The organism is Pseudomonas sp. TE9122, assembly GCF_056278925.1.
Genome location: NZ_JBWBQI010000001.1, coordinates 1031106 through 1047826, shown reverse-complemented (window position 1 = coordinate 1047826; position 16721 = coordinate 1031106). Strand labels below are relative to the sequence as shown.

Below are 16721 nucleotides of genomic sequence, written 5' to 3'. Positions count from 1 at the left end.
TGTAGGAGCTGCCGAAGGCTGCGATCTTCTGATGTTCAAGATCAAAAGATCGCAGCCTTCGGCAGCTCCTACACGGGTTACGCAGTGCGTTTAATGCCCAACCGACTGATCCACACCGCTGCCAGAATCACACCCCCGCCAAGGAACAACCGCCCCAGTTCCTCATGCTGATTCCAGATCAGCAGATTCAACAACAATCCCACCGGCACATGCAGGTTGTTCATCACCGCCAGGGTACCGCCGTTGACCATGCACGCGCCCTTGTTCCACCAGTACAGACCCAATGCAGTCGAGACCAGACCGAGAAACAGCAACACGCCCCATTGCAACGGCGCTTCCGGCAGAAAGTTCGACTTGCCGAACAACAGGAACGCTGGCAGCACAACCGCCAATGCACCGAGGTAGAAATAACCGAAACGGCGGTAATGCGGCAGGTCACTCGGATGCTTCGCCACCAGATGCTTGTACAGGACCTGCCCGGCGGCATAAGTGAAGTTGGCCAGTTGCAGCAGCAGGAAGCCCATGAAGAAGTCGGGACTGATGCTGTCGAAGCGAATCACCGCCGCACCCCCGACTGCTACCAGCGCAGCAATCAACGCCCACGGGTTGAAGCGACGGTTCAGCGCGTCTTCGATCAACGTCACGTGCAGCGGCGTGAGAATCGTGAACAGCAACACCTCCGGCACCGTCAGCACACGGAAGCTCAGGTACAGGCAGACGTAAGTCACCCCGAACTGCAACGCGCCGATCAGCAACATGCCACGCATGAACGCCGGCTCCACCGAACGCCAGCGCGTCAACGGAATAAACACCAGCCCGGCCAGCAACACACGCACCAGCACCGCAAAGTAACTGTCGACATGCCCAGCCAGGTATTCGCCGATCAGACTGAAGGAAAACGCCTGGATCAGCGTGACAAAAAGTAGATAGCCCATGCTCGCCTCGAAAATCGAATGGCGGCGACGATAGCGGTTTTTCGGATGGGCTCCAACAGCAAACGGCGCCGGAATCAAAAGCCCCTCACCCTGGCCCTCTCCCGGAGGGAGAGGGGACTGACCGAGGTGGTTGGGCAAGCTACGCCGACATGAAATACCGCATCGAATCCAAAGAAGCCAAAAACCGGCCCTCCACCGCTCAACACAATGAGCGCAAGCTCGAGTACCGCTCTTGATCTTGATCCACCCGCCCCGTCGGCAGGCTGAGCGGAGGGATCGATCCCGCAGCGAAGGAACCCCGAGCCCCATCGAGCGGGCCGAACGTTGGGGCACAGACCTTTGGTTACTTTGGAGCGTTTGCCAAAGTGACCCGCTGTAAGAGCGGAACCGCCAGCCGCAACACCGCAGTAACGGATATTCACCCAAAACCCCAAGAGCCTGGTCGGCCCAAAGGCCGCCAAGAAAACCCAGACAAAAAAAAGCCCGATCTCGCTAAAGCGTTCAATCGGGCTACAACACTCAGGAGCAAAAGTGCAAAGGGAGGTTCGATGCGCGTGGAACCTTGAAGGGGTTGCGCCAGGTCACTTAAACAATCGGCGATTATCTGGCGATTAACCGATCAAGCGACCTGAGACAATTTGGCGTTGGCCTGATTCAGGCCCTTCTCCTGGAAGTCACCGCCCAGGTTCATGCCCTCAGCATGGATAAAGGTCACGTCGTTGATCCCGATGAAACCCATCACCTGCCGCAAGTACGGTTCCTGATGATCCGCCGGGCCACCGGCATACACGCCACCGCGAGCGGTCAGGACAAAGGCGCGCTTGCCGCTGAGCAGACCTTGCGGGCCGGTTTCGGTGTACTTGAAGGTCACCCCCGCACGCAGCACATGGTCAAGCCAGGCCTTGAGCGTGCTCGGGATCGCAAAGTTGTACATCGGTGCAGCCATCACCAGCACGTCGGCGGCGAGCAGCTCATCAGTCAATTGGTTGGAGCGGTCCAGCGACGCCTGTTCGCTGTCGTTGCGCTGCTCGGTGGGCTTCATCCAGCCGCCCAGCAAGTTGGCGTCCAGGTGCGGCACCGGGTTCGCGGCGAGGTCACGCACGGTGATCTGATCGGCAGGGTGCGCGGCTTTCCACTGAGCGATGAAGGTCTGGGTCAGTTGACGGGAAACCGAATCTTGCTGGCGGGCACTGCTTTCGATGATCAGAACGCGGGACATGGTGTGTAGCCTCCATCCGAGAATGTTGTAAGTCGATGGAGTGAAGGTTAAACAGAGTCGAATCGATGAAAAAGCGCAAATATCCGCTGTAATCCATCGATAAATTCGTTTATAAGCTAAAGCCATATCCCCTGTGGGAGCGAGCCTGCTCGCGAAAGCGGAATGTCAGTCACATCATCTCTGGATGACACTCCGTCTTCGCCAGCAGGCTCGCTCCCACAGGGTAATAGCGTTATTTCGGGGTGCAGGTCAGTTTGATGCGCAGCTTGATGATCTCGCGGGTGAACTTGGCCGTGGCGTTTTTATGCTTGCCGGCCGGGACATCGATGCTGCGCGTGCGCGGTGCTTCCGGGCCGTTGCTGAACACCGCACGGCAGGTCGCGTCGACATCACCGTAGTTGGCCACGCGGATCGAGCCGATGTCGTTGTCCGTGTCGTAAGTCTCGTAGTCGATCTTCATGCCGTTGAGATCCTTTTGCACATCGATCGGATAGGCAAACGCGGTCAACGGCAGCAGCGCCAGCACCACACAACAGAATTTTTTCATTCGGCAGTCTCCATGAGGGACGGCCAGCTTAGGACAAGAGGAGCTATTGATGAAAGCGCCCCGCGTGACCCTTGATCAATGGCGAACGTTGCAGGCCGTGGTCGACCACGGCGGATTCGCCCAGGCCGCCGAGGCCCTGCACCGTTCGCAATCGTCGGTCAGCTACACCGTCGCCCGCATGCAGGATCAGCTCGGCGTGCCGTTGCTGCGCATCGACGGGCGCAAAGCCGTGCTCACCGAGGCCGGCGGCGTGTTGTTGCGCCGTTCGCGGCAATTGGTCAAACAGGCCAGCCAACTCGAAGACCTCGCCCATCACATGGAGCAAGGCTGGGAAGCGGAAGTGCGGCTGGTGGTGGATGCGGCCTACCCGAGCGCGCGGATCGTCCGCGCGCTGACCGCGTTCATGCCGCAGAGTCGCGGCTGCCGCGTGCGTTTGCGCGAGGAAGTGTTGTCGGGGGTCGAGGAAGTGCTGCTCGAAGGCGTGGCGGACCTGGCGATCACCGGCCTGAGCATTCCGGGCTACCTGGGTGCGGAGTTGAGCGATGTCGAGTTCGTCGCCGTCGCCCACCCTGATCATCCGCTGCATCGGCTCAATCGCGAGCTGAGCTTTCAGGATCTGGAAACCCAGATGCAAGTGGTGATCCGCGACTCCGGCCGCCAGCAGCCGCGCGATGTCGGCTGGCTCGGCGCCGAGCAGCGCTGGACCGTCGGCAGCCTTGCCACCGCCGCGACCTTTGTCAGCAGCGGCCTGGGTTTTGCCTGGCTACCGCGACACATGATCGACCGCGAATTGAAGGATGGTTCGCTCAAGCTGCTACCGTTGGATCGAGGCGGCAGCCGCAATTCGAGCTTTTATCTGTATTCGAACAAGGACAAACCCCTGGGCCCGGCCACGCAGATCCTCATCGAACTGCTGCGCACCTTCGACACCTTGCCGCTGGACGCACCGTTTGCCGCACCTGAACAAGCCTGACACGGAGTTCACCGATGGCGTATTTCGAGCACGAAGGTTGCAACCTGCACTACGAGGAATATGGCCACGGTGCGCCGTTGCTGCTGGTTCACGGGCTCGGCTCGAGCACCCTGGACTGGGAAATGCAGATCCCGGCGCTGGCCGCGCACTACCGGGTGATCGTCCCGGACATTCGCGGCCACGGGCGCTCGGACAAACCCCGCGAGCGCTACAGCATTGCCGGGTTCAGCGCCGACCTGCTGGCCTTGATCGAGCACCTGCGCCTCGGCCCGGTGCACTACGTCGGGCTGTCGATGGGCGGGATGATCGGTTTTCAGCTGGCCGTCGATCAGCCGCAGGTGCTCAAGAGCCTGACCATCGTCAACAGCGCGCCACAAGTCAAATTGCGCACCCGCGACGACTACTGGCAGTGGTTCAAACGCTGGAGCCTGATGCGCCTGCTCAGCCTGGAAACCATCGGCAAAGCCCTCGGCAGCAAACTTTTCCCCAAGCCGGAACAGGCCGATCTGCGACGGAAAATGGCCGAACGCTGGGCAAAAAACGACAAACGTGCTTATCTCGCCAGCTTCGATGCGATCGTGGGCTGGGGCGTTCAGGAACGACTTTCCCGGGTGTCCTGTCCAACGCTCGTCATCAGCGCCGACCTTGATTACACACCGGTGGCGTTAAAAGAAACCTATGTAAAACTGCTGCCGGATGCGCGGCTGGTGGTCATTGACGACTCGCGCCATGCCACCCCGCTCGATCAACCCGAACGCTTCAATCACACGCTGCTGGATTTTCTCGCCACAGCCGACCTTCACTCTCAGGATCACTGACCCATGCTGAAAAAACTCGCCCTCGCCGCCGGCTCCGTACTGTTTGCCGCCAACCTGATGGCTGCTACCCCGGCCAAGGCGCCCCACGTGCTGCTGGACACCACCAACGGCCAGATCGAAATCGAACTGGACCCGGTCAAGGCACCGATCAGCACGAAGAACTTCCTTGAATACGTCGACAGCGGTTTCTACAACAACACCATTTTCCACCGCGTGATCCCGGGCTTCATGGCTCAGGGCGGCGGCTTCACCCAGCAGATGCAACAGAAAGACACCAAGGCGCCGATCAAGAACGAAGCCAGCAATGGCCTGCACAACGTTCGCGGCACCCTGTCGATGGCGCGTACTTCCAACCCTGATTCGGCGACCAGCCAGTTCTTCATCAACGTTGCCGACAACGCATTCCTCGATCCGGGCCGTGACGCCGGTTACGCGGTGTTCGCCAAAGTGGTCAAGGGCATGGACGTCGTAGACGTCATCGTCAACTCGCAGACCACCACCAAACAAGGCATGCAAAACGTGCCTGTCGACCCTGTGATCATAAAGTCGGCCAAGCGCATCGACTGAGTTTCGCCGGGCATATCGAGCGGCGCCGGGCTGAGCCTGCGCCGCTCGCACTGATAAAAGGAGAGCCCGGATTCCGGGCGGTTATCTGATGCTCTATCGCCGTTTCGAACAACTGATCGATATCTTCCGCGACGCCCCGACGGCGTCCCCGCCGGACCGTGTCTGGCCCTTCTATATCTACTACCTGAAGCAGGTCTGGCCGAGTTTCGCCGCCCTGCTCGTCATCGGCCTGTTTGCCTCATTGATTGAGGTTGCGCTGTTCAGTTACCTGAGCCGCATCATCGATCTGGCGCAAGGCACGCCCAACCCGAATTTCTTCAGCGACCACGCCCTCGAATTGACCTGGATGCTGGTGGTCGCTCTGGTGCTGCGACCGATCTTCTTTGCTCTGCACGACCTGCTGGTGCATCAGACCCTTAGCCCCGGCATGACCAGCATGATCCGCTGGCAGAACCACAGTTACGTGCTCAAGCAGAGCCTGAATTTCTTCCAGAACGACTTCGCCGGGCGCATAGCCCAGCGCATCATGCAGACCGGCAACTCGCTGCGCGATTCCGCCGTGCAAGCGGTGGACGCGCTGTGGCACGTGGTGATCTATGCGATCAGCTCGCTGGTGCTGTTCGCCGAGGCCGACTGGCGCCTGATGATCCCGTTGCTGACCTGGATCGTCGCCTACATCGGCGCGCTGTATTACTTCGTGCCGCGCGTGAAAGAGCGTTCGGTGGAAGCCTCTGACGCGCGCTCGAAATTGATGGGCCGTATCGTCGACGGCTACACCAACATCGCCACGCTGAAACTGTTCGCCCACACCAACTTCGAACAGCACTACGCCAAGGAAGCGATCGAGGAACAGACCGTCAAAGCGCAGATGGCCGGTCGCGTGGTGACCAGCATGGACGTGGCGATCACCGCGATGAACGGCCTGCTGATCGTCGGCACCACGGCGCTGGCATTGTGGCTGTGGACGCAGTCGCTGATCACCGTCGGCGCGATTGCCCTGGCCACCGGCCTGGTGATTCGCATCGTCAACATGTCCGGCTGGATCATGTGGGTGGTCACCGGCATTTTCGAAAACATCGGCATGGTCCAGGACGGTCTGCGCACCATTTCGCAACCGGTCAGCGTCACCGACCGCGAGCAGGCCAAACCGCTGGCCGTGGCCTCGGGCGAAGTGCGTTTCGAGCACGTGGATTTTCACTACGGCAAGAAGAAAGGCATCATCGGCGACCTCAATCTGACGATAAAACCGGGGGAGAAAATCGGCTTGATCGGCCCGTCCGGCGCCGGCAAATCAACCTTGGTCAACCTGTTGCTGCGCCTGTACGACGTCGAGGGCGGGCGCATCCTGATCGATGGGCAGAACATTGCCGAAGTCGGCCAGGAAAGCCTGCGTGCGCGGATCGGCATGATCACTCAGGACACCTCGCTGTTGCACCGCTCGATCCGCGACAACTTGCTTTACGGCAAACCCGACGCCACCGACGCTGAACTGTGGGAGGCGGTGCACAAGGCTCGCGCCGATGAGTTCATTCCACTGCTGTCCGACGCTGAAGGCCGCACCGGTTTCGACGCGCATGTCGGCGAGCGCGGGGTGAAACTCTCGGGCGGTCAGCGCCAGCGCATCGCGATTGCGCGGGTACTGCTCAAGGACGCGCCGATCCTGATCATGGACGAAGCCACCTCAGCACTGGATTCGGAAGTCGAAGCAGCGATTCAGGAAAGCCTCGAGACCTTGATGCAGGGCAAAACCGTGATCGCCATCGCCCACCGTCTCTCAACCATCGCGCGCATGGATCGCCTCGTGGTGCTGGAAAACGGCAAGATCGCCGAGAGCGGCACCCACGCCGAACTGCTCGCCCATCGCGGCTTGTATGCGCGCTTGTGGGCGCACCAGACCGGAGGCTTTGTCGGCATCGATTGATCGCGCGATATGATCGTTCCCACGCTCCGCGTGGGAACGCCTCAAGGGACGCTCCGCGTCCAGTGACGCGGAGCGTCAAGGCCTGCATTCCCACGCAGAGCGTGGGAACGATCATGGTCAGGTTTGGCGATAGGGCAACGCCGTTCTCGCCTCTTCGGCATACGCCAAAACCCCAGCGCGCTCTTGCTGGAGGAAATCCTTCACCGCTGCTTTCAACCCCGGATGGCGCAGGTAATGCCAGGAATGGGTGATTACCGGTTCGAAGCCGCGAATCAACTTGTGCTCGCCCTGCGCCCCGGCATCGAAACGCTGGATGCCATGGGCAATCGCGTAATCCATGCCCTGATAAAAACACGTCTCGAAATGCAGCCGATCAAACTCGGCCAGGCAGCCCCAATAACGCCCGTAGAAACTGTCGCCACCGACCAGGCTGAACGCCATCGCCACCGGCCGGGAGCCCTGTTTGGCCAAGACCACGCGAATCGCTTCGGGCATACGTTCGGCCAGCAGGCTGAAGAACTCGCGCGTCAGGTACGGCGCCTGACGCCGCACCGCATAAGTGTTGGCATAGCAGGCGTACACGAAATCCCACTGCGCCTCGCCCAGCTCTCGCCCCTCCAGCCACTCGAACTCGAAGCCCTGCCCCGCCACCTGCTCGCGTTCCTTGCGCATCTGCTTGCGCTTGCGCGAACTGAGGGCGTCGAGAAAATCCTGAAAGTCGCGGTAACCACGGTTCTGCCAGTGATATTGACAGCCGATGCGCTGCAGCCAGCCCGGCTGCTCGGCCATCGCCGCATCGGTAAACGGATCGGTGAAATTGATGTGCGCGCTGGACAGTTCTTCGATCTGCAAATAGCCCGGCAGGCTTTTCAGCAGTTCGAAACCGTCCTCGACCTTCGCCGCCAGCAAGCGCGGACCGCTGACCGGGCTGAAGGGCACAGCAGTCAGGAGTTTGGGGTAGTAATCGATGCCGGCACGCGCGCAGGCATCGGCCCAGCCGTGATCGAAGACGTACTCGCCGTAGGAATGCCACTTGCGATAACTGGGCAGTGCGGCGATCAGTCGATCATCTTCGATGTGCAGTAAATGTTCGGGCTGCCAGCCCGAATGCGGGCCGACACTGCCGCTGTCTTCCAGCGCGCTGAGGAAGGCGTGACGCAGGAACGGCTGGTTGTCCGGCACCAGCGCATCCCAGCTTGCCGGGGCGATTTCTGACAGGTCTTGCAGGCGTTGCAACGGCATTCACTGGCACTCCACAGCTTGGCGACAAAGCCCGGCGAGTATCGCTGATCGCGACCCCGTTGCACACGCTCAATCGGCCGACAGCGCTCTAACTCGATAGTTCACGCCTGATACGCATCGTCATCAACCTGCCATCACTGTGCCACCGCTCTGTCATAAACCATCGCGATACTGGCGCCTGTTTTTAGAGCGCCGGGTTCTAACCCGGACACAGTTTTCCGGCCTTCAGCCGGTTGTGCCCAGGATGGTTCAGCCATCCCCTTCATCTTCGGAGATTGCTATGCGTCTTGCTTCCACGAAAACTGCAGCGGCCCTGTGCGGCGGCTTGTTGCTGGCCATGAGCGTTCCGGCCAGTGCTGCAGTCGACGCCAAACTGCTCGACATGCTCAAGGCCAACGGGTCGATTTCCCAGGCGCAGTACATCGAGCTGCAAACAGAACTGGCCAAGGATCAGAAGGCTCAGCAAATCGCCCAACAGGCGCAGCAGGAAACCAACGAACAAGTGGCGGCGGTCGCGAAGAAGACCAACGAACAGAGCCTGTTCGACCAGAAACTGGCTTGGGCGGCGAAGACCCAGTTCAAGGGCGACGTACGTATCCGCCAGGAAACCATCAAGATCGACGGCGAGCCGAACAACGGCGGCCGCGACAAGGATCGCCAGCGCATCCGTGCGCGTCTGGGCGCCTACACCGAGATCAACCCGCAAGTCGACACCGGTATCCGCATCGCCACTGGCGGCGGTGACGACGCGCGTTCGACCAACCAGGATCAGGACAACTACTTCGACAAGAAGCAGATCTGGCTCGACCTCGGCTACATCGACTATCACCCTGATCAGATCAAGAACCTGCACGTGATCGGCGGCAAGATGCTGCAACCGTGGGTGAGCATGGGCGACGTGATCTGGGACAGCGATATCAACCCGGAAGGTCTGGCCGTTACCTACAAGTATCCATTGGGCGGCAGCGCCGAACTGTTCGGCAGCCTGGGTAACTACAACCTCAAGGACAACGTTGACGGCGACGGCGTGCAATTCCGCCACGACCTGCGCCTGACCGCTGGCCAGTTGGGCAGCCGCTTCAACATCACCGACAACCTGAAAATGACCGTCGGCGGCAGTGTCTACGCCTACCAGAACGACGAAGACAGCCGCTGCACCGGCACCTCGACGCCGTGCGCGCTGGCAGTCAACGGCAACTCGGCGAACAACGAATTCCGTCTGTATGAAGGGTTCAGCCAGATCGACATCGGCGGCCTGCCAATGCCGCTGTCGTTCTACGGCCAGTACGTGAAGAACAACGATGCCGTGACCGATCAGGACACCGCATGGTTGCTCGGCGCCAAGTCGAAAGTCTTCGGCTTCAACCTCGACTACAACTATCGCGACGTGCAGCGCAATGCCGTGGTCGGCGCCTTCACCGACTCCGACTTCGCCAACGGCACCACCGGTTCGCGCGGGCACAAGTTCAAGGTCGGTTACGACATCGACAAGAACTTCGCCGTCGGCGCCACGTACTTCCTGACCAAGGCCGACTTCGCCAGCCGCAGCCAGCGCGATGCAGATGCCAACACCCTGCAGCTGGATGCTGAAGCGAAGTTCTAAGAAAGTAATAGCCCGGTGCGGGCGGGACGATCCCCATCATCCGTTCGTTTCACCCGCACCGGGTTATTTCTGCAGGATGCAAAAACCCCTGTAGGAGCTGCCGAAGGCTGCGATCTTTTGATCTTGATCCTGAAAACAAGATCAAAAGATCGCAGCCTCGTTTCACTCGACAGCTCCTACAGGGGGTTGTCTTTTCGTCGTTGCTCGGCCAGGCGTTCGGCCAAGGCATCGACGTTCTCGTCCGGTTTGTCCGGCATCGCCTTCAGGGTTGCCTGCATCACGCGCATCTGCCGCATGAAGCGCCGGCAGTTCGGGCAGAACAACAGGTGATGACGCACCATCAGCGTCTCGCGAAAGCTCAGTTGGCCGTCGAGATAATCGCTGGATCGTGCCACTTGCTCCTTGCAGGTCAACATTCTCCTGTCTCCTCAAAATGTTCCACGGTCGCAAAGACCTTCAAGCGTGCCCGGTGCAGCAGCACGCGGACATTGGAGAGCGAAATCTCCAGAAGATTACAGATCTCTTCCAGCTCCAGGCCCTGGCGTTCGCGCAACAGCAGGACACTGTTCTGCAACTCGGACAGACTCAGCAAGGTGTGCTCGAGGCATTCGCGCAGTTCGTTTTCGGTGAGTAGCGCTTCGGGGGTGTCCTGATGCCAGGCAAATGGCGCGACCAGCCAATGACCGTCGCTCGAGGAAAATCGATCATCACCGATGGTGCCGTGGGGCGATGGCAGGTCGTCGAGCAGGACCTCCCGGCGATTGAGCTTGTAGCGACTCTTGGCCGAATTGGCGGTGATGGTCAGCAACCAGGTCTTGAGGCTGGAGCGGCCTTCGAAGCTGGCCAGATGACGCACCACCGACAGCCAGGCATCCTGCACCACTTCCTCGACATGACGCTGGCCGACAATCGCGTAAGCCACAGCGCGCATGGCGCTCTGATACGTGGTGACCAGTTCCTTGAAAGCCTTTTGCTCCCCCGCCAGCAGGCGCGTGAGCAGTTGGGTGTCGTCAGCCGCCATCCATCAATCCCCTTGTCCGGACTTCGAAAATGAACGCGGCAGGTGTGCACCTGCCGCGACGTCCGAAAAATTACAGCGTTTCAATCGCTTCGGATGTAGGAAAGATCGACGCGATTAAGGGGAAATTAACCTGTTTCAGCGCTTGCGCAGCAACACGCTACCGATCGAATAACCGGCACCGAAGGAGCTGAGCACCGCCAGCGAACCCGAGGCCAGATCATCCTGATATTTATGGAAAGCAATGACAGAACCGGCCGAGCTGGTGTTGGCGTAGCTGTCGAGAATCACCGGGGCTTCTTCTTCGGTAGCTTCGCGGCCGAGCAGCTTGCGCACGATCAAGTGGTTCATACTCAGGTTGGCCTGGTGCAGCCAGAAACGCTTCACGTCGCCAACGTTGAGCTGGTTCTCTTCCAGGTGCTCGCCAATCAGCTCGGCGACCATCGGGCAGACATCCTTGAACACCTTGCGGCCTTCCTGCACGAACAGCTTGTCGCGGGCACCGATGCCCTCTTCCGCCGCGCGGTTGAGGAAGCCGAAGTTATTGCGGATGTTGTTGGAGAACTTGGTCAGCAATTTGGTGCTGACCACGTCGAACTGGTACGCGGAGGTCGCCAGATCCGCGCGTTCGATGATCACCGCAGTCGCGGCATCGCCGAAGATGAAATGGCTGTCGCGATCACGGAAGTTCAGGTGCCCGGTGCAGACCTCCGGGTTGACCATCAGGATCGCCCGCGCCTGGCCCAGTTGCACGCTGTTGGCGGCGGCCTGGATGCCGAAGGTGGCGGAAGAACACGCCACGTTCATGTCGAAACCAAAACCTTCGATGCCCAACGCTTCCTGGACTTCGATGGCGATGGCCGGGTAAGCGCGTTGCAGGTTGGAGCAGGCGACGATCACGCCGTCGATGTCGGCTGCGGTTTTGCCGGCTCGCTGCAAGGCTTGCTCGGCTGCGCCAACGGCCATCTGGCAGAGCACCGACCATTCGTCGTTGGAGCGCTCGGGCAAGCGCGGGGCCATGCGTTGCGGATCGAGGATGCCGTCCTTGTCCATGACAAAGCGGCTCTTGATGCCCGAGGCTTTTTCGATGAACGCAGCGCTGGATTCGGTCAGGGCCTGGACTTCACCGCTGGCAATGGCCTCGGCGTTATCGGCGTTGAACTGGGCGACATAGGTATTGAAAGACTGCACCAGCTCTTCGTTGGAGATGCTGTTGGCCGGTGTGTACAGGCCGGTGCCGCTGATGACGACGTTATGCATGGTCGTTTCTCTAATCTGTTCAGGCAGAAAGTGCTGGAACCGTCGTACCAACACGCAAAGGGTCTATTCCCATCCGGGGGACGCAAACCTGGCATCGTTTTATTCCGCAGCGCGACACGGCCGAAGGCTCTGGGTCGCGAAACTGCGGGTTATGGTGGCGAAGTTTGCCATAAACCCAGAATTTTGGCGCCTTTCTCCTGCTCAACTCGATCCCTGCAGGAGCTGCCGAAGGCTGCGATCTTTTGATGATCGTTCCCACGCTCCGCGTGGGAATGCAGCCCGTGACGCTCCGCGTCACTGGACGCGGAGCGTTCCCAGAGGCATTCCCACGCAGAGCATGGGAACGATCGATGAACCGAGGTTGCAGGTTTTGGGGCGGCTTCGCCACCCAACGGGGATAAATCCCCTCGCCACAATGCCCGCTTTCACAGGGGGATTGTGTATGGCTGCAGGTCAGGGCTCGACCTGGCTCCACTGTTTGCTCAGGCGCTTGTCGGAGATCGGCACTTTCGTCCCCAACTGCTGAGCAAACAACGACACGCGGTATTCCTCCAGCCACCAGCGGTACAACTCCAGCTGCGGATCGCGCTTGCCTTCCTGCGCATGCTTGGCCGCGCGGGTCTGGTATTGCGCCCACAGGCCAGCGAGTTCGCCACTCCAGACGCGATCCTTCTGCACCTGTGCGCCGAGTTTCTCGAAACGCTGCTCGACCGCTTTCAGGTAACGCGGCAACTCTTTGAGCCACTGCATCGGCGTCTCGCGGACGAAGCCTGGATAAACCAGATTGCCGATCTGCTGCTTGATGTCGTTCAACGCCACCGCTTGCGCCAGATCGATCTTGCCCTTGAAGCGTTTTTGCAGACCGTGCCAGATCTTGAGGATTTCCAGCGTCAGCCGCGCAACCCGCTCGGCGTGCTCGGTCCAGTTGCCGCGTTTGCGTTCGGCCAGTGCCGCCAATCCGGCGCCATCACGGGGCAACGGGTCTTCACCTTCGAGGATGCAGCTGTCGAGGCTGGCCAGCAGAATGTCTTCGACCAGCGCATCGACGCGGCCCAGTTCGCGATACAGCAAGCCCAGTTCAGTCTGCCCCGGCAACTTGCCCCGGAGGAATTTCGCCGGCTCGGCCAGTTGCTGCATCAACAAACGCTGCAAGGCCCGACGATGCTGGAACTCGGCTTCGGCCGGGGTCGAGAAGCGCCCTTCCTTGACCGCGCCGCCCTCTTCCACCAGCGCCGGGTACACCGTCATCGACAGCCCGGCGATCTTCTGCTGGGTCTTTTCTGCTACCGGCGCAAAGACTTTCGCCTCCACCGGCTGCTGACTTTTCGCGCTCTGCGGCACCGCCAGCGCGGCCTGGCTGGCTTCGGCGAAGCGTGCGGTCAGCTCAGCCAGATCGCGGCCTTCGCCAAGGAACTTGCCCTCGCCGTCGACAATTTCCAGGTTCATGCGCAGGTGGCTTTCAACCTGCTGCGCCGCTTCCGCCCACGCTTCATCGCTGACCCGCGCGCCGGTCATGCGCAGCAGCTCGCGACCGAGCGCTTGCGGCAGCGAACCTCCGGCGAAAGTCATGCGCTGCAACGCGGCCTTGATGAAGTCCGGCACTGGCACGAAGTTCTTGCGCAGGGCTTTCGGCAGGTTGCGCACCAGAGCAATGCACTTGGCCTCAATCAGCCCCGGCACCAGCCATTCCAGACGCTCCGGCGGCAACATCGGCAGCAACGGCGCCGGCACGCGCAAGGTCACGCCGTCGCGCGGGTGATTGGGTTCGAAATGGTAGGTCAGCGCCAGTTCCAGATCGCCGATGTGCAGGGTGTCCGGGTAATCACGGGCGGTGACTTCACTGGCCTCGCGGGCCAGCACGTCTTCTTCGCGCATGATCAGCAGCTGCGGGTCTTTCTGGCTGTTGACCTTGTACCAACTGTCGAAGGTCGCGGTCTGGTGGATCTCCGCCGGCAGACGCGCATCGTAGAAGGCATACAAGGTTTCTTCGTCGGCGAGAATGTCGCGACGGCGAGCCTTGGCTTCCAGTTCGTCGAGCTGCTCGAGCAGTTTCTGATTGGCGCTCAGGCATTTGGCCCGCGACTGAATCTCGCCGCGCACCAGGCCTTCGCGGATAAACAGCTCACGCGACACCACCGGATCGACCGGGCCGTAATGCACCGGACGACGACCGACCACGATCAAGCCGAACAGGGTGATCTGCTCATAGGCTACGACCTGACCGCGCTTCTTCTCCCAATGCGGCTCGAAGTGATTCTTCTTGATCAGGTGCCCGGCCAGCGGCTCGATCCAGTCGGCATCGATCTTGGCGACCATGCGCGCGTAGAGTTTGGTGGTTTCGACCAGCTCAGCAGTCATCAGCCACTGCGGACGCTTCTTGCCGATGCCCGACGACGGATGAATCCAGAAGCGCCGTTGCCGCGCGCCGAGGTAATCGCCGTCTTCGGTTTTCTGGCCAATCTGGCTGAGCAAGCCGACCAGTACCGCTTTGTGCAGCTTCGGATAATCCGCCGGCTCTTTGTTCAGGCTCAGCTGCATGTCGCGGCAGATCAGGCTCAACTGACGGTGAGAATCACGCCACTCGCGCAAGCGCAGGTAATTGAGGAAATTCTTCCGGCACCAGTTACGCAGCGGATTGGCGGTCAGCGCTTGGCGCTGCTCTTCAAAACCACGCCACAGATTGACCAGTCCGGCGAAGTCGGAATCAGGATCTTTCCATTGCGCGTGGGCCTGATCCGCCGCTTGCTGACGCTCCGGTGGACGCTCGCGCGGGTCCTGAATCGACATGGCGCTGGCGACGATCAGCACTTCCTGCAGACTGCCAAGCCTGGCCGCTTCCAGGAGCATGCGGCCCATGCGCGGGTCGACCGGCAAGCGCGCCAATTGTCGACCGAGTGGCGTCAGCTGACTGTTGCGATCCACTGCCGAAAGCTCTTGCAGCAGGTTGAAACCGTCGCTGATCGCCTTGCCGTCCGGCGGTTCGATAAACGGGAACGCGGTGATTTCGCCGAGGCGCAGATGGAGCATCTGCAAAATAACGGCGGCGAGGTTGGTGCGCAGAATTTCCGGATCGGTAAATTCCGGGCGGCCGAGGAAATCCTCTTCGCTGTACAAACGCACGCAGATGCCCGGCTCGACCCGCCCGCAACGACCTTTACGCTGATTGGCGCTGGCCTGGGAAATCGCTTCGATCGGCAAGCGCTGCACCTTGGCCCGATAGCTGTAGCGACTGATGCGCGCGGTGCCGCTGTCGATCACATAGCGAATGCCCGGTACGGTCAACGAGGTTTCGGCGACGTTGGTCGCCAGCACCACACGACGGCCCGGGTGCGACTGGAAGATGCGCTGCTGTTCAGCCGGCGACAGGCGCGCGTACAGCGGCAGGATTTCAGTGTGCTTGAGCTGGGCCTTGCGCAGCATGTCGGCAGCATCGCGAATCTCGCGCTCGCCGGGCAGGAACACCAGCACATCGCCGGGGCTGCGCCGTTCGCTGCGCTCGTAGGCGGCGATTTCGTCGAGGGTGGCGAGAATCGCCTGATCGACGGTCAGGTCATCCTCGACCCGGTTGCCCTCCTCGTCCTGCTCAAGCGTCAGCGGCCGGTACCAGGTTTCCACCGGGAAAGTACGCCCCGACACTTCGACGATCGGCGCGTCATCGAAGTGCTTGGAGAAGCGCTCCAGATCGATGGTCGCCGACGTGATGATGACCTTCAGGTCGGGACGGCGTGGCAGCAGGGTTTTCAGGTAACCGAGGAGGAAATCGATGTTGAGGCTGCGTTCGTGGGCTTCGTCGACGATGATCGTGTCGTAGCGTTCGAGGTAGCGGTCGTTCTGGGTTTCCGCCAGCAGAATGCCGTCGGTCATCAGCTTGATCAGGGTGTTGGCATCGCTTTGATCCTCGAAGCGCACCTGATAGCCGACCAGCGCTCCAAGCGGCGTGCCGAGTTCTTCGGCGACGCGACTGGCCACACTGCGCGCGGCGATCCGACGCGGCTGGGTATGGCCGATCAGACCGTGCTGGCCACGACCGATTTCCAGACAGATTTTCGGCAACTGGGTGGTTTTGCCCGAACCGGTTTCGCCGGCGATGATCAGCACCTGATGTTGCTCCAGGGCCTTTTTGATTTCGTCGCGCTTGGCCGCGATCGGCAAACTGTCGTCGTAACGAATCACCGGCAGGCTCGCGCGACGCGCCAGTACCTGATCACAGGACGCCTGCATGCGCGTCACCCACTGGGCCAGTTTGGCCTCGTCGGGTTTCTTGCGCAGTTCAAGCAACTGCCGCCGCAGCCGGTGACGGTCGGCGAGCATGGCGTGATCGAGGTTTTTCAGCAGTTTGTCGATGGAGGGCGATTCGTCGGTCATCGGGTAGGCAATTCGGTCGTCTATTTATGCAGGGGCGGATTGTCGCAGATTTGGGGGGGTTGTGGCGTGTCAGGGGGATTGCGACCCTCACCCTAGCCCTCTCCCAAAGGGAGAGGGGACCGATTGGGGGATGCTTCAAAGGTACATCGACCTGAAAGAGCTTTGCCGAATCCATAATCGCCGAGCTCTTTCAGGTCGGCGTTTGACCCAAGACACCTCGGTCAGCTCCCTCTCCCTCTGGGAGAGGGCTGGG

At 60.7% G+C, this 16721-nt stretch carries 13 protein-coding genes; 5 read left to right on the top strand and 8 right to left on the bottom strand.

Annotated elements, in window-relative coordinates:
- Positions 1–77 precede the first annotated feature (77 nt).
- From ACZ9BE_RS04615 to ACZ9BE_RS04605, 3 genes are all read right to left on the bottom strand, one after another.
- The gene (locus tag ACZ9BE_RS04615) at positions 78–935 is read right to left on the bottom strand and encodes a carboxylate/amino acid/amine transporter (protein WP_252879611.1); all 858 of its coding nucleotides are present in this window, start codon (positions 933–935) and stop codon (positions 78–80) included.
- Between the two features lie 619 nt (positions 936–1554).
- Positions 1555–2154 (bottom strand): FMN-dependent NADH-azoreductase, encoded by a 600-nt coding sequence (locus ACZ9BE_RS04610; RefSeq protein ID WP_476248957.1) that lies wholly within the window; start codon positions 2152–2154, stop codon positions 1555–1557.
- Positions 2155–2386: 232 nt separating this feature from the next.
- A complete protein-coding gene (locus tag ACZ9BE_RS04605) occupies positions 2387–2701 on the bottom strand; it encodes a hypothetical protein (RefSeq protein WP_016771198.1) in 315 nt (104 codons plus the stop codon).
- Positions 2702–2750: 49 nt separating this feature from the next.
- On the opposite strand from ACZ9BE_RS04605, the gene ACZ9BE_RS04600 reads away from it, so the two are divergent.
- From ACZ9BE_RS04600 to ACZ9BE_RS04585, 4 genes are all read left to right on the top strand, one after another.
- On the top strand, positions 2751–3674 hold the full coding sequence (locus tag ACZ9BE_RS04600) for a PA3225 family LysR-type transcriptional regulator (RefSeq protein WP_016771199.1): 924 nt from the start codon (positions 2751–2753) through the stop codon (positions 3672–3674).
- Positions 3675–3688: 14 nt separating this feature from the next.
- A complete protein-coding gene (locus ACZ9BE_RS04595) occupies positions 3689–4492 on the top strand; it encodes an alpha/beta fold hydrolase (protein ID WP_476248956.1) in 804 nt (267 codons plus the stop codon).
- A 3-nt stretch (positions 4493–4495) separates the two neighbouring features.
- A complete protein-coding gene (locus ACZ9BE_RS04590; RefSeq protein WP_150742416.1) occupies positions 4496–5059 on the top strand; it encodes a peptidylprolyl isomerase in 564 nt (187 codons plus the stop codon).
- An 88-nt stretch (positions 5060–5147) separates the two neighbouring features.
- On the top strand, positions 5148–6980 hold the full coding sequence (locus ACZ9BE_RS04585) for an ABC transporter ATP-binding protein (protein ID WP_256809402.1): 1833 nt from the start codon (positions 5148–5150) through the stop codon (positions 6978–6980).
- 117 nt (positions 6981–7097) lie between these two features.
- On the opposite strand, the gene ACZ9BE_RS04580 is transcribed toward ACZ9BE_RS04585, so the two are convergent.
- Complete coding sequence (locus tag ACZ9BE_RS04580; RefSeq protein ID WP_056783630.1) at positions 7098–8222, bottom strand: GNAT family N-acetyltransferase; 1125 nt, start codon at positions 8220–8222, stop codon at positions 7098–7100.
- A 280-nt stretch (positions 8223–8502) separates the two neighbouring features.
- On the opposite strand from ACZ9BE_RS04580, the gene ACZ9BE_RS04575 reads away from it, so the two are divergent.
- Positions 8503–9825 (top strand): putative porin, encoded by a 1323-nt coding sequence (locus tag ACZ9BE_RS04575; RefSeq protein WP_041478827.1) that lies wholly within the window; start codon positions 8503–8505, stop codon positions 9823–9825.
- A 176-nt stretch (positions 9826–10001) separates the two neighbouring features.
- Here the strand turns inward: ACZ9BE_RS04575 and ACZ9BE_RS04570 are convergent, their stop codons facing one another.
- From ACZ9BE_RS04570 to hrpA, 4 genes are all read right to left on the bottom strand, one after another.
- Positions 10002–10241: an anti-sigma factor family protein gene (locus ACZ9BE_RS04570; protein ID WP_236167956.1), complete on the bottom strand. Its 240-nt coding sequence runs from the start codon at positions 10239–10241 to the stop codon at positions 10002–10004.
- Entirely contained in the window at positions 10235–10846 is a 612-nt protein-coding gene (locus ACZ9BE_RS04565) for an RNA polymerase sigma factor (protein WP_476248955.1), read from the bottom strand. Before ACZ9BE_RS04565 ends, ACZ9BE_RS04570 begins: the two co-directional genes overlap by 7 nt.
- A gap of 135 nt (positions 10847–10981) precedes the next feature.
- Complete coding sequence (locus ACZ9BE_RS04560; RefSeq protein WP_056783622.1) at positions 10982–12103, bottom strand: beta-ketoacyl-ACP synthase III; 1122 nt, start codon at positions 12101–12103, stop codon at positions 10982–10984.
- Between the two features lie 453 nt (positions 12104–12556).
- Positions 12557–16468 carry an ATP-dependent RNA helicase HrpA gene (gene hrpA / locus ACZ9BE_RS04555; RefSeq protein ID WP_476248954.1) on the bottom strand — a complete coding sequence of 1304 codons (3912 nt, stop codon included), beginning with the start codon at positions 16466–16468 and terminating at the stop codon, positions 12557–12559.
- Between the last annotated feature and the right edge of the window lie 253 nt (positions 16469–16721).